Here is a 13,643-nt window from a genome sequence, read left to right on the forward strand (position 1 = left end):
AATCATACTGGGGTTTGCCGGGGCAAACCTTTGTATAGTTCAGACTGCGGGCTCAGATGCCTGAAGGGGACTTTCCGCCGGATAGTAGATGGCGCCGGGAATACGGATCTCCACCACCGCTCCCTTCCTGTCACCGCGGTTGGAGAGCGAAATCGAGCCCCCATGGGCGGTGACGATCGATCGGCACATGGCAAGGCCCAATCCCATGCCGTTGGGTTTGGTGGTGTTGAAGGCCTTGAACAGCGTTTCCCCGGTCTCGGCATCGATCCCGGTGCCGGTGTCGGCAAAGCCGATCAGCAGGCCGTCGTCGCTCACCTGCGTGCGGATGGCCAGCGTGCGTTCCGGCGACCCGGCCATTTCCATCGCCTGCATGGCATTGGTGATGACGTTGAGGAACGTCTGCTGCAGCAGCACCCGGTCCGCCTGGATCAGAGCGGATCCGGCGCGCAGATCCACCTCGAGGTTGACGCCGTGGGCGGCAAGTTCCTTCCGCTTGAGGTTGATCGCCTCGGCAACCGCCGCATCGACCGCCACCTCACCCGTGTCCGGCTTGGCCTTGCCCAGCAGCATCCGCACGCGCTTGACGACTTCGGAGGCGTGCTCCGTCGAGACGATCGCCTCGTTGAGCGCCAGGCGGGCTTCCTCCAGATCGGGCTGGTCACGCTTGAGCCAGCGTTGCGCCGCCTGGACGAAGGCCATGATGGCGGCCAGCGGCTGATTGACCTCGTGAGCGATCGAGGCCGAGATCTCGCCGATCATCGCCGCCCGCGACACCCCCTCGAGTTCGCGGCGGGATGCTTCCAGCGCCTCCTGGAACTTCAGCCGCTCGGTGATGTCGATGATGCTGGCCTGTATCCGGTCGAGCGGCGTGCCGTCCGGCGGGAAGCTGAGCATGACGATGACGGGGATGATGCGGCCCGAGCGGCTGACGACGGTGGTTTCCGCCTGAAACGTCGGGTGCCCCTCGTCGATCGCCACGAGGCATTGCGCAAAGGTCGTGTCGCTGTCCGGCAGGAACTGGTCGAGACGGGAAAAGAATTCCTCCTTGCGCTCGATATCCATCAATTTCAGAGCAGTCTCGTTGACATCGGTGACGCGGACCATCCTCCGCATCCGCCTCACGAATTCCGGGTGTTCGGCGAGGTACTTGCGAACGTCGGCAATGCCGCTTGCCCGCAGGGCGGTCAATTCGGCCTTTACGTCCCGCAGATCGTGCTCCCAGATCGCCACCGCCAACGTTTCGAAGATCGTGCGGTACCTGTGCTCGCTGGCCTTCAAGGCCGCTTCGGACGCCTTCCTCTCGGAGATGTCTATCGCCGTTTCCAGCACCGTCTCGATGCCATGGCTGCCATTGCGCTCGAGTTGCCAGCGCGTGAAGATGTCGACGGTGCGATCGCTCTTCGTGGTGACGACGAGTTCACCCTGCCAGCCGCCGCTGGCAAGAAGCGAAAACTCCGCCTGGTCGCGCGATACGGGAAAGGTTGCGGGAAGCAACTGGGCAGCATCTCTGCCGATCGCTTCCTTCTCCGACCAGCCGTAGAGTGCCTCGGCGCCCCGGTTCCAGTAGATGACCTTTCCGGCAGCATCCCTGAGAAAGATCGCATCGCTGGTCAACTCGAGCAATCGCGCCTGTCCCTTGAGGGCGATGAGATCGCTGTGGCGGCGCAAGAGCAGCACGGTCGTCACGAGGTTGGCGGACAGGCTGAACAGGAGACGCAGCAGCGCCTGGGTGTCGGAATGAAGGCCGTGGACGGCGACGAAGCTGATGACCGTCAGCAGGACGCAGACAGCGGAGCAAAACCTGATCGCGCGCTTGTCGGCGACGTCGCCGACAATGAAGATGACCAGCACGTACAGCACTGCCACAGCGCTGCCGAGCGAGGTGAAAGTGTCAATGGCGAAGATGACTGTGCCCAGCGCAACGGCCACAGCCGTGCGATAACGGTGGGCGCCCCAGCCCGAACCGGCGAAACCGATCCTGTCCCGTTTGTGATCAACGACCTGCTGATCCATTCGATCACCCCTTCACGCCTCCCGGGATTCGATCTCGGGCAGTGGGGCGGGATACTGGTCCAACCGGCGCCCGCCTTCTTGAACGATGGTCGCCTGTTTTGCACGATATGGACACGAACTTGCTTGGATCACCGCAGATCAGCTCTTTATGGCCTCCTGACGCGTTGTCAGCCCGAAATCGGCCGACTATGTTCACGCCAAGAAGTCGGATCGGTGATCGGGCAGGCGAGGCGCCGGCCGGGAGAAGCGGAAGCGTTGACCTCATTTTTGCACGATATCGCACGCAACGGGCCGGATTTCGGCATTGCCGAAGCGCCACGTTGCGTGACCGCACCGATCGGGAAGGCCCGCTTCTCGGTGAGCCGCTTGCATTGCGAGGTCGCGCCGGGCGAGACGAGGATGCTGACCATTCCCGCCCAAAGGGCCTATTTCGTAATGTTGTACCTTGCGGACGTGGACCATTGCGACGTCCTGCAGGACGGCTCGTTCACCGAAGCGAGGCGCTATCCTCAGGGCTCGATCTGTCTCGTAGATCTGGCGGGCGGGGCCATCATCCGTCTTTGCAGCACGCTGGATTCGCTGGGTTTCGTCGTTCCCCGGGCGCTCTTCGAGGAGCTCGACCACCTCGCCCCCGGTGCCAGCGACGGCAGGCTCGAATGCCGGCGGGGTGAAAGCGACCCGGTGATCGCAAATCTGGGAACCGCCTTTCTCGCCATGTTCGACAGGGGGCAAGCACCGCTGCCGGTGACGTTCAAGCACATGGCTATCGCGCTTTGCGGGCATCTCCTGCATCGCTATGGCGCAAGCCGGACCTCGCGTGATGCAACATCCGCCGCTTCGCTTTCGGCGGCGCAGGAAGTCGCTGCGAAAGCCTATATTGTCAGGAACCTGACCCGTTCGGCCATCCCGGTGTCGGCCATTGCCGCGGCCGCCGGACTGCCGGCCAGTTGCTTCGCACAGAGCTTCCACAAGGCGGTCGGATGTACGCTCGGGCAATGGGTGAGCAGATCGCGGGTGGCGCGCGCGAAAGAGCTTCTGGCCCAACGCACGCTGTCGCTGACGGCGATTGCCGGCGAGTGCGGCTTTTCCGGCCAGGCGCAGTTCAACAGGGTCTTTGCCAAGGAGACGGGCATGCCGCCGGCCGTCTGGCGGACGACGCGGCTGCAATAGCTGCTGTATCCCGCTATGATCCGATCGCAGCATGCCGCCCGGACGGGGCTTGGCGACAAAGATTTCGAAATTGCACAAGGGCATAGGAACATGCCGGATTCACCAACCCGATCGAGCATCACGGTTTCCGGAATCGAGATCACGCGTCTGCGCTACGACGGTGACGATCTTGCGCCGTTGCCGGCGTCGGACCGGCAGGAGGCCTTCAGCGCGATCGTTCAGCTCGCCGATTTCCGTCGGCACCGGCTGTGGCGTGATGGGGTGCTTGTCCATGACGGAGGGCACGAGCGCGGCGCGCTGGCGGTCACTGACCTGCGGAGAAGCTGGCGATGCCATCACCTCTCGCCGTTTGACAACATTCGCTTCCACCTGCCTTTTGCGCAGTTGCGTGACTTTGCGGCCGAGGCCGGACGGCTGGAATACTCCGGGCTTGAAAGCGTTTCCGGGAAGAAGGACGGCGTCGTTCTCGGCATCGCACAGGCATTGCTGCCGGCGCTGGAACGCCCGCAGGACGCCGGGCAGCTCTTTCTGGAACACATCGGCATGGCTCTGCTGACCCATTTGACGCAGAGATACGGCGGTGTGCATTTTCCGCCGCGCAAGAAGGGAACGCTGGCTGCCTGGCAGGAGAAACGGGCGACGGAGCTGCTGGCCGGCAGGGCGAACGGCCAGGTCTCCATCGCAGAACTTGCGCAGGCATGCGACCTGTCGCGCAGCTATTTCATCAAGGCGTTTCGCGAGACGTTCGGCAAGACGCCCTACCGGTGGCTGACGGAATATCGCGTCGCGCGCGCCCGCGATCTTTTGAAGTCCGACATGCCGATCGCCGAAGTCGCAGCCGCATGCGGCTTCGCCGACCAGAGCCATCTCACGCGCGTCTTTTCCGAGATGATCGGGGAGACGCCGGGCAACTGGCGGCGCAGGGGGCGTGCCGGCTGACGGTGCTGGGCGATCCGGGAGGCTGGCGGGCAGACGCTTTCAGTTGTATTGCTTGCGAAGCCGGCGGGACGGAGGCATATGTTTACCATCCCCCGCAAATCTCCGACGCCCCTTCGGCGTATTTTTCCTTTCCTTCGGCAGATTGGTCTATGGAAGCTGCCATAGACCCCTGCACATGATGAGCAGATGACGAAAAAGATTGTGATCACCGCCAATCGCATGACCGCCGTGTCGGTGCCCGACAGCGACATGGAGCTGGTGGTCAACGCAAAGGTGACCGTTGATGCGGCAGGCACGGCACTGATCGCCGCCGGCAAGGCGACGGATCGCTCCTTCTACATCAACGGGACGCTTCTCTCCGCTTCCGGCTATGCGGTGCAGTTCGGCGCAAAGGGCATGGCCGACAGCGAAAGTCTGTTCGTGATCGGAAAGACCGGTAAGGTCTCCGGCAAAGCCAATGGCATGGACATCCGCAGCGGCGGACTGGAGCTGGTCAATCACGGCACGATCGAGGCGGTGCAGACGACCCTTTCGATTTCGGGCGCCGCGACCAAGTTCGTCAACAACGGCCTCGTCTCGTCATCGGCAGGAAGCGTCCTGAAGGCTGGCGGCAAGAGTGAGATGGTCATCAACAACGGTTCGATGAAGGCCGTCGGCGACGCGCTCATGCTGTCGGGTTCTTCCGCCAGCCTCACCAACAATGGCGAGGTTGTCTCGACCAAGGCGCATGCGCTCGTTTCGTCCGCTTCCTCCGCCGTCCTCACCAATCATGGCACGCTCAAGGGCCAAACCGACGCGATCGTCTCCACCGGCAAGGCGGCGACGATCACGAGCGACGGGCTCATTACATCGACGAAGGGCGCGGCGATCGTCGCCTCCGGCACCAAGGCCATCGTGACCAACAATGACGGAACGCTGAAAGCCGCAAAGGATGCCATCGTGGTGAGCGGCGACGGCTCGAAGGTGACAAACAACGGCTCCATCTCCTCGTCCGCCTATGCCATCTCGATCGACGCGGACAAGGCGACGGTGACCAACAACAAGACGATCAAGGCTGCGGGCGGCATCGAGATCGACGGCAGTGCCGCGACAGTCGGCAACTACGGCACGATTCATGCGACGAAGGCGAAGATCGCCGCGGTCGATTTCACCGACGCCGCATCCTCGACATTTCACAATTACGGCCTCGTCCAGAGCACCGGGACCGCGTTTCTCGGCGGCAGCGGCGTCCAGTCGGTCTTCAACAGCGGAACGATCAAGGGATCAGTGATCCTGGGCTCCGGCAGCGACTATTTCGACGGCACCGGCGGCAAGGTGACGGGCCGCGTCCAGGGCGGCAAGGGCAACGACGTCTATGTCATCAGCGATGCCGCGACCAAACTCGTGGAGCGCGCGGGCGAGGGCACGGATCTCGTAGAGTCGCGCGTCAGCTTCGCGCTCGGCGCCAACTTCGAAAACCTGACGCTGACGGGATCGGCCAACATCAAGGCCACGGGCAATTCACTGGCCAACCAGTTGCACGGCAATTCCGGCAGCAACGTCATCAAGGGCGGCGGCGGCAACGACACGATCTGGGGCCACGGCGGTAAAGACTTGCTGACCGGGGGAGCGGGCGCCGACCATTTCGTCTTCGCCACCGGCGACGGCAAGGACACCATCACCGACTTTGCGGCAATCGGCTCCCGGCACGACGTGCTGGACCTCTCGAGCGTTGCCAGCGTCACGAGCTACGCAGATCTGTCGCTGAACCACATGAAACAGGTGGGCTCCGATGTCCTTATCGACGGACTGAACGGCGACCTGATCCTTTTGAAGGACGTCAAGATAGCAGCGCTGGACAAGGGCGACTTCATCTTCTGATCCCACATCCTGTGAGCCCGGCGATCGCAGGAAACAACCGTCGCTTACGACAGGATCAACCGTCGCCATTCTCCCGGCGTCGTTCCCACCGATCTTGAAAAGCTGCGGGTGAAATGGCTCTGGCCGGCGAAGCCGCAGGCTTCGGCGATCTCGGCAAGCGACATCGTCGTGGTCCGCATCAGCCCTTTGGACCGCTCGATACGCCGCTGCAGCATCCAGCGGTTGGGCGTCATGCCGGCGGATACCCTGAAGGCCTTGGCAAAATAGAGCGGGGTGAGGCCGCATGCGGTCGCGATCGCCGCAAGCGACAGGTTTCCACCGAGATTTGCGTCGATCATCGCTGTCGCGCGCTCGAGTTGCCAAGGCGCAAGGCCGCCGGCGTGCACGGTTGCGGGCTCCTTCGCCTCGCCGTAGGTGACGGCCATGTGTGCTGCGAGGGCCAACGCCATGTGGTCGAGAAACAGGCGGCTGGCGGCCATCGGCTCATCGAGCGCCGGCAACAGGGCGGCAACCAGGCCCCGCACCGTCGCATCGTCGACATCTGCCCCCGGCCTGACGTTGAGTGTCTCGATGCGGCGCGATCCGATATCCTCTTCCAGCGATGTCAGTGCGGCGCGCGGCAGGTGGAAATTCACGCAGTCGAATTCCGACTTCATGTCCGCCTGCCAGAGGCGGTTGTAGTCGTAGAGCGTGAAGTTTCCCTTCCGTGCGCACGGAAAATCGACCTTGCGTCCATCCACCCAGAGGTCGCCATGATAGTCGCGCAGTTGCACCGACAACAGGAACGCGTCCTCGGTGACGTGCTGGTCCACAAAGCCATGGTTGGGCGAATTGCGCGTCAGCCGGGTGGTGGTGATCATGCCCCTGTCGAGCACGGAAGCCTGCAGCGTCGTTGCCTGCCTGACGCGGAGGTACTCCATGTACTGGTTGTTGCCGGCAGATCGCCTTTGCATGGCTTCCTTTCCATTTGGCCTTCACCGCGCGATGGCGGCGAGATGACTGAGAAGCGCGGCTTGTATCACCGGTGCCGCCCGCCTGCGATATCGCAGTTTCTCATGGCGAATGCCTTGGGTGCGTCTTTTCACGCATAAGTTGGCGTATCTTGCACCGATTTGAACGCTATGCACGCAACCACGGGCGATCCGACTAGGACGGCAGTCGATTTGTCCAAATGGCGAGCGATTTGCGCAAGCGCCGCCAGCGCCACCTTGCCATTGTTTCATGCGCAATTCGCGCTTCAACTCAAAACCAATCGAGGACAAGACATGGCCGTTCAAGCGACGCCGACCCCTGGTTCCAGGCTTCTGACGCCGCAGGACCACACGCTCATCATGATCGACTTCCAGTCGCAGATGTCGTTCGCCACCAAGAACATCGATGCCGTCAACCTGCGCAACAACGCGGCGCTCGTGGCCAATGCCGCGAAGGGTTTCGGCGTGTCGACCATTCTCACCACGGTTGCCGAAAAAAGCTTCTCCGGCCCGATGTTCAGCGAGATCACCGATGCCTTCCCGGGGCAGAAGCTTCTCGACCGCACCTCCATGAATACCTGGGAGGACGCCGCGGTGATCCAAGAGATCAACCGGATCGGCAAGGGGCGCATCGTGCTGAGCGGCCTGTGGACCAGCGTGTGCATCGTCGGACCGGCGCTGTCGGCGATCGACCAGGGCTTTGAGGTCTATGTGCTCGCGGACGCCTGCGGCGACGTTACCGAGGAGGCGCACAACCGCGCCATGGACCGCATGGTTCAGGCCGGCGCACAGCCGATGACCTCGCTGCAGTACATGCTGGAGCTTCAGCGCGATTGGGCGCGCACCGAGACCTACGACATGACGACGGGGGTGGCCAAGCAGTTCGGCGGCGCCTACGGTCTTGGCATTATCTACGCCAAGACTATGTTCAACGCTGCCGAAGGGCACTGATCCCGTACCGGATGCTGCCTTCCCCGGCCCGATGGCTGGCGGAAGGCATCTCATGGACAACATGGAGGCGGTCTTGAAGATCTATCTACTCTCGCTTGGAGCAGGTGTGCTGGTCGGTGTCGTCTACAGCCTGCTGAACGTCCGATCGCCGGCGCCGCCCGTAGTCGCCCTGATCGGGCTGCTCGGCATCCTCGTCGGCGAGCAGATTCTGCCGCTCGCAAAAAGCCTGTGGAGCCGCGAACCGGCAGCGGTTTCCTGGCTCCACCAGATCAAGCCGCATGTCTTCGGCCACATGCCCAAGGGCGGCAAGCCGCAACAGGTCGATGGCTCGCCCGACCGGCGCCAGGGAAGTACGGTATAATGCCGACGCGCCGGACATTTCTGGGCGCGGCCTCGAGCCTTGCGCTGCCACCCCTTCTTTCGCCGGCGCGCGCCGGCGATCCCGCATCGACCGGAGACGTCTCCATGAAAGCCGACCTCATTCTTCACCACGGCCTGTTCACCACCCTCGACCGGTCCAATCCGGCTGCAAGCGCGGTGGCCATCAGGGACGGTAAATTCCTTGCCGTCGGCCAGGACCAGGAGATCATGGCGCTCGCCGGACCGGATACGAAGGTTGTCGACCTGAAGGGGCGGCGGGTGCTGCCCGGGCTGATCGACAACCACACCCACGTCGTCCGCGGCGGGCTCAACTTCAACATGGAACTTCGCTGGGACGGCGTGCGCTCGCTCGCGGATGCGCTCGCGATGCTGAAGGACCAGGTCGCACGCACGCCGGCGCCGCAATGGGTTCGGGTCGTCGGAGGCTTCACCGAGCATCAGTTCGCCGAGAAGCGGCTGCCGACCCTTGAGGAAGTCAACGCGATCGCCCCGGAAACCCCGGTCTTCCTGCTGCATCTCTACGATCGCGCGCTGCTGAACGGGGCCGCGCTCAGGGCTGTCGGCTACACGAAGGACACGCCGAACCCGCCCGGCGGCGAGATCCTGCGCGACGGGAACGGCAATCCCAGCGGTCTCCTGCTTGCCAAGCCGAATGCCGGCATCCTCTATTCGACGCTGGCGAAGGGGCCAAAGCTGCCCTTCGACTACCAGGTCAATTCCACGCGCCATTTCATGCGCGAACTCAATCGCCTCGGGGTTACCGGTGTCATCGATGCCGGGGGCGGCTTCCAGAACTATCCCGACGACTACGCCGTCATCCAGAAGCTTTCCGACGAGAACCTGATGACCGTCCGGCTGGCCTACAACCTCTTCACCCAGAAGCCCAAGGAAGAGAAGGAAGACTTCCTCAACTGGACGGCTTCGGTGAAATACAAGCAGGGCGACGACTACTTCCGCCACAACGGTGCGGGCGAGATGCTGGTGTTTTCCGCCGCCGACTTCGAGGACTTCCGCCAGCCGCGCCCGGACATGCCGCCGGAAATGGAAGGCGAGCTGGAGGGCGTCGTGCGGGTCCTGGCTGAGAACCGCTGGCCGTGGCGTCTGCATGCTACCTATGACGAAACGATCAGCCGCGCGCTCGACGTGTTCGAACGGGTCAACCAGGACATTCCGCTCGAAGGTCTGAACTGGTTCTTCGACCACGCCGAGACGATTTCCGACCAGTCGATCGACCGGATAGCAGCCCTTGGCGGTGGTATCGCCGTGCAGCACCGGATGGCCTATCAGGGCGAATACTTCGTCGAGCGCTACGGTCATGGTGCTGCAGAAGCAACCCCACCGATAGCGAAGATGCTGGACAAGGGCGTCAAGGTTTCTGCGGGAACGGACGCCACGCGTGTTGCCTCCTACAATCCCTGGGTCTCGCTTTCCTGGATGATTACCGGCAAGACGGTCGGCGGGATGCAGATCTATCCGCGCCGCAACTGCCTGGACCGCGAGACGGCGCTGCGCATGTGGACCGAGAACGTCACCTGGTTCTCCAACGAGGAGGGCAAGAAGGGCCGCATCGAGAAGGGCCAGTTCGCCGACCTGATCGTCCCGGACAAGGACTTCTTCGCCTGCGCGGAAGACGAGATCTCGTACCTGACCTCGGACCTGACCATGGTCGGCGGCAAGGTCGTCTATGGGGCCGGTGATTTCGCCTCGCTGGACGAGAACGCCGTGCCGCCCGCGATGCCCGACTGGTCGCCGGTGCGTGCCTTCGGCGGCTATGCTGCCTGGGGAGACCCGCAAGGGGCGGGCAGGAACTCGCTGCGCCGGACCGCGATCACCACATGTGGCTGCGCCAGCAATTGCGGCATGCATGGCCATGACCATGCGAGCGCCTGGACGTCGAAGCTGCCGATTTCGGACCTGAAAGGCTTTTTCGGTGCGCTTGGCTGCTCGTGCTGGGCCGTGTGAGGCGCGGGACGATGACCTTGCTGAAGGGCAATATCGATACCGGTGCTGCGGCAGAAGGTGGCCGCTTGTGGCGGGGCGCGCATTTTCTGGCACTGCTCGCGCTTTGCGCTGCCTATATCCAGGGACCGCTCACGAAGATCTTCGATTTTCAAGGCGCGCTGGCCGAAATGACGCATTTCGGCCTTCTGCCGGCGCCGCTGTTTGCCGTGGTGGTCGTCGTCTTCGAGCTTGCAATGTCCGCGCTGATCCTGGCCGGGCGGTTTCGCGCCCCGGCCGCGATCGCGCTTTCGCTGTTCACGCTGGCGGCCACCCTGGTCGCGCTGCGCTTTTGGGAGCTTCCGCCCGGCATGGAGCGAACGATGGCAACGAACGCCTTCTTCGAACATGTTGGGCTGGCGGGCGCGTTCGTGCTCGTTGCGCTTCACGAGCTGCGCCGCCGCGCCTTGCATTGAAAAGAGTTGCCTGCCGGTTGCCCGGCAGGTCTCGCGCAGATTGTTCAAGGACGGGCGAAAACGACAATAACCGGTGTCCCAGTCTGTCTAGGGTGATCGCGATCCGGCAAGCCGGCATGCAATCGAGATGGAGCAATTCGTGACGACCGAGTTTTCATTTCCGCTTTCCCGGCGGCAAACCCTGATCGCCGGAGCAACGGTTTCGCTCGCAATGGCCGTCCCGGCCTTCGCGGCGGAAAAGAAGCAGTTGAACACACCCAAAGGAGCAGCCCCCATGGCTCAAGAATTCGTCAAGACGAAAGACGGCGTCGAAATATTCTACAAGGACTGGGGTCCGAAAGATGCCCAGCCGATCGTCTTCCATCACGGCTGGCCGCTGTCCTCAGACGACTGGGACGCGCAGATGCTGTTCTTCGTCAACCACGGCTATCGCGTCGTCGCCCATGACCGGCGCGGCCACGGCCGTTCCACCCAGGTCAGCGACGGCCACGACATGGATCACTATGCAGCCGATGCTGCGGCGGTGTTCGAACATCTCGACCTGCGCAACGCCGTTCATATCGGTCATTCGACCGGCGGCGGTGAGGTTGCCCGCTACGTCGCCAAGTTCGGCCAGCCGCAGGGCCGGGTCGCCAAGGCCGTGCTCGTCGCCGCCGTTCCGCCGCTGATGCTGAAGACGGCTTCCAATCCCGAGGGCACGCCGATCGAAGTGTTCAACGGTTTTCGCGAGGCGCTTGCCGCCAACCGCGCCCAGTTCTTCCTCGACGTCGCCGCAGGCCCGTTCTACGGCTTCAACCGGCCCGACGCGAAGGTCTCGCAGGGCGTCATCGAGAACTGGTGGCGTCAGGGCATGGCCGGCAGCGCCAAGGCGCACTATGAGGGCATCAAGGCCTTCTCCGAGACCGACCAGACCGAGGACCTCAAGGCGATCACCGTGCCGACGCTGATCCTGCAGGGGGACGACGACCAGGTCGTGCCCTACAAGGACGCCAGCGTCCTGCAGCACAAACTCATCAAGGGCAGCACCCTCAAAATCTATCCGGGCTTCCCGCACGGCATGCTGACCACGCACGCCGACGTGATCAACCCTGACCTGCTCGCCTTCATCAAGGGCTGATTGCGCAGGTCCTCTCATTGCGAAAACCGATGCGGCGCGCCGGAAGGTACGCCGCATTCCGTCGTTCGGCGATGCCGGAACGACACGCCAGATACCGGCCCGCCGGTGATTTCAACAACAGACCTGCGTGTGACCGGGGGAACCGATGAACGAGAAAGAGGCTAGATCGCCAACGCAAGGCGGAGGGTTCGCGCCGTTGCGGCAAACCGTATTCGCCGTCCTCTGGGGTGCCACCGTCCTCGGCAACACCGGCAGTTTCATGCGCGACGTGGCTAGCTCCTGGCTGGTCACCGACCTTTCGGCGGCGCCGGCCGCGGTTGCGATGATCCAGGCCGCCGGAACCCTGCCGATCTTTCTCCTGGCGATCCCGGCCGGCGTCCTCTCCGACATCGTCGACCGGCGCAAGCTTCTGATCGGCGTGCAGGTGCTGCTGGCCTGCGTCAGCATCACCCTGATGGGGCTGTCCTATTTCCGCATGCTGACGGTCGAGGCGCTTGTCGCCCTGACGTTCCTTGGCGGCGTCGGTGCCGCACTTGTCGCGCCCGCCTGGCAGGCGATCGTTCCGGAACTGGTGCCGCGGCGCGACCTCAAGAGCGCGATCGCGCTGAATTCGCTGGGCATCAACATCGCCCGATCGATCGGGCCGGCGGCGGGCGGGTTGATCCTCGCCTCGTTCGGTGCGGCCATGACCTATGGCGCGGACGTTGCGAGCTACCTCTTCGTCATCGCGGCGCTTTTGTGGTGGAAGCGTCCGAAGGAGGACCCGGGCGAACTCTCGGAGCATTTCGCGGGTGCCTTCCGGGCAGGGCTGCGCTATGCGCGCGCCAGCCGCGAACTGCATGTCGTGCTCCTGCGCGCCGCGATCTTCTTTGCCTTCGCCAGTTCCATCTGGGCACTGCTGCCGCTCGTGGCCCGCAACCTTCTGGGCGGGACGGCCGGCTTCTACGGCATCCTTCTCGGGGCTGTCGGGGCGGGGGCGATCGGTGGCGCGATCGTGCTGCCGAAACTGCGCACGCGGCTGAGTTCCGATGCGCTGCTGCTGGTATCGGTCGGCGGCACCGCCGGCGTCATGCTGCTGCTTTCGCTGGCGCCGCCGCAATGGCTGGCCGTCACCATCCTGCTGGTGCTGGGGGCTGCCTGGATCACCGCGCTGACGACGCTCAACGGCGTGGCCCAGTCGATCCTGCCGAACTGGGTGCGCGGCCGGGCGCTTGCGATCTATCTTACCGTCTTCAACGGCGCGATGGCGGCGGGAAGCCTCGGATGGGGCTTCGTCGCAGAAGCGATCGGCGTGCCGCAGACGCTTGTCGTCTCCGCGATCGCGCTGGTCGTCGCCGGCCTCGTCATGCACCGCGTCAAGCTGCCGCTCGGCGAGGCGGACCTGGTGCCTTCCAACCACTGGCCCGAGCCGCTGATCGCGACGCCCGTCGCCCATGACAGGGGACCGGTGATGATCCTGATCGAGTATCGCGTGGACAAGGCCAACCGCTCCGCCTTTCTCCATCTCCTCAACAGTCTGTCTCGGGAGCGGCAGCGCGATGGCGCCTACAGCTGGGGCGTGACGGAAGATGCCGCCAATCCCGAACTCATCGTCGAATGGTTCTTCGTCGAATCCTGGGCCGAGCACATGCGCCAGCATGCCCGGGTATCCAACACCGATGCCGACATCCAGTCGCAGCTGCTGAAGTATCACAGAGGACCCGATAGGCCTGTCGTCCGGCATTTCCTGGGCCTCGACCCGAAGCGAGGCAAGGCCGCGATCCAGCCGGCGCTCTGAAAACCGACAAGCGCGCGCGAACACCGCCTGTTAGCGCGCGCTTTTGCATG

General features: G+C 63.6%; 11 protein-coding genes. 9 read left to right on the forward strand and 2 right to left on the reverse strand.

Annotated elements, in window-relative coordinates; translation table 11 throughout:
- Nucleotides 1-39: 39 nt before the first annotated feature.
- Entirely contained in the window at nucleotides 40-2,013 is a 1,974-nt protein-coding gene (locus CRO48_RS05030) for a PAS domain-containing sensor histidine kinase (protein ID WP_097136928.1), read from the reverse strand.
- A 255-nt stretch (nucleotides 2,014-2,268) separates the two neighbouring features.
- Between CRO48_RS05030 and CRO48_RS32070 the strand changes: the two genes are divergently transcribed.
- The 3 genes from CRO48_RS32070 to CRO48_RS05045 all read left to right on the forward strand — a co-directional run bounded on the left by CRO48_RS32070 (nucleotide 2,269) and on the right by CRO48_RS05045 (nucleotide 5,982).
- Nucleotides 2,269-3,183: an AraC family transcriptional regulator gene (locus CRO48_RS32070; protein WP_176526657.1), complete on the forward strand. Its 915-nt coding sequence runs from the start codon at nucleotides 2,269-2,271 to the stop codon at nucleotides 3,181-3,183.
- Between the two features lie 90 nt (nucleotides 3,184-3,273).
- Nucleotides 3,274-4,122 (forward strand): helix-turn-helix domain-containing protein, encoded by an 849-nt coding sequence (locus CRO48_RS05040; RefSeq protein ID WP_176526658.1) that lies wholly within the window; start codon nucleotides 3,274-3,276, stop codon nucleotides 4,120-4,122.
- A gap of 186 nt (nucleotides 4,123-4,308) precedes the next feature.
- Nucleotides 4,309-5,982 carry a calcium-binding protein gene (locus CRO48_RS05045; protein ID WP_097136932.1) on the forward strand — a complete coding sequence of 558 codons (1,674 nt, stop codon included), beginning with the start codon at nucleotides 4,309-4,311 and terminating at the stop codon, nucleotides 5,980-5,982.
- A 44-nt stretch (nucleotides 5,983-6,026) separates the two neighbouring features.
- Here the strand turns inward: CRO48_RS05045 and CRO48_RS05050 are convergent, their stop codons facing one another.
- Nucleotides 6,027-6,935 carry a helix-turn-helix transcriptional regulator gene (locus CRO48_RS05050; protein WP_097136934.1) on the reverse strand — a complete coding sequence of 303 codons (909 nt, stop codon included), beginning with the start codon at nucleotides 6,933-6,935 and terminating at the stop codon, nucleotides 6,027-6,029.
- A 312-nt stretch (nucleotides 6,936-7,247) separates the two neighbouring features.
- Between CRO48_RS05050 and CRO48_RS05055 the strand changes: the two genes are divergently transcribed.
- From CRO48_RS05055 to CRO48_RS05080, 6 genes are all read left to right on the forward strand, one after another.
- A complete protein-coding gene (locus tag CRO48_RS05055; RefSeq protein WP_097136936.1) occupies nucleotides 7,248-7,904 on the forward strand; it encodes a hydrolase in 657 nt (218 codons plus the stop codon).
- 73 nt (nucleotides 7,905-7,977) lie between these two features.
- Nucleotides 7,978-8,265, forward strand: a complete 288-nt coding sequence (locus CRO48_RS05060; RefSeq protein WP_097137482.1) for a XapX domain-containing protein — start codon at nucleotides 7,978-7,980, stop codon at nucleotides 8,263-8,265.
- A complete protein-coding gene (locus tag CRO48_RS05065; protein WP_097136938.1) occupies nucleotides 8,265-10,247 on the forward strand; it encodes an amidohydrolase in 1,983 nt (660 codons plus the stop codon). The genes CRO48_RS05060 and CRO48_RS05065 overlap by 1 nt, the downstream gene beginning before the upstream one ends.
- An 11-nt stretch (nucleotides 10,248-10,258) precedes the next feature.
- Nucleotides 10,259-10,699 (forward strand): DoxX family protein, encoded by a 441-nt coding sequence (locus tag CRO48_RS05070; RefSeq protein WP_097136939.1) that lies wholly within the window; start codon nucleotides 10,259-10,261, stop codon nucleotides 10,697-10,699.
- A 127-nt stretch (nucleotides 10,700-10,826) separates the two neighbouring features.
- Nucleotides 10,827-11,816: an alpha/beta fold hydrolase gene (locus CRO48_RS05075; protein WP_097136941.1), complete on the forward strand. Its 990-nt coding sequence runs from the start codon at nucleotides 10,827-10,829 to the stop codon at nucleotides 11,814-11,816.
- A 145-nt stretch (nucleotides 11,817-11,961) separates the two neighbouring features.
- Nucleotides 11,962-13,593, forward strand: coding sequence for an MFS transporter (locus CRO48_RS05080; RefSeq protein WP_097136943.1), 1,632 nt, complete (start codon nucleotides 11,962-11,964; stop codon nucleotides 13,591-13,593).
- Nucleotides 13,594-13,643 lie beyond the last annotated feature (50 nt).

The sequence above is a fragment of the Rhizobium subbaraonis genome (assembly GCF_900220975.1).
Taxonomy (GTDB): Bacteria; Pseudomonadota; Alphaproteobacteria; order Rhizobiales; family Rhizobiaceae; genus Mycoplana; species Mycoplana subbaraonis.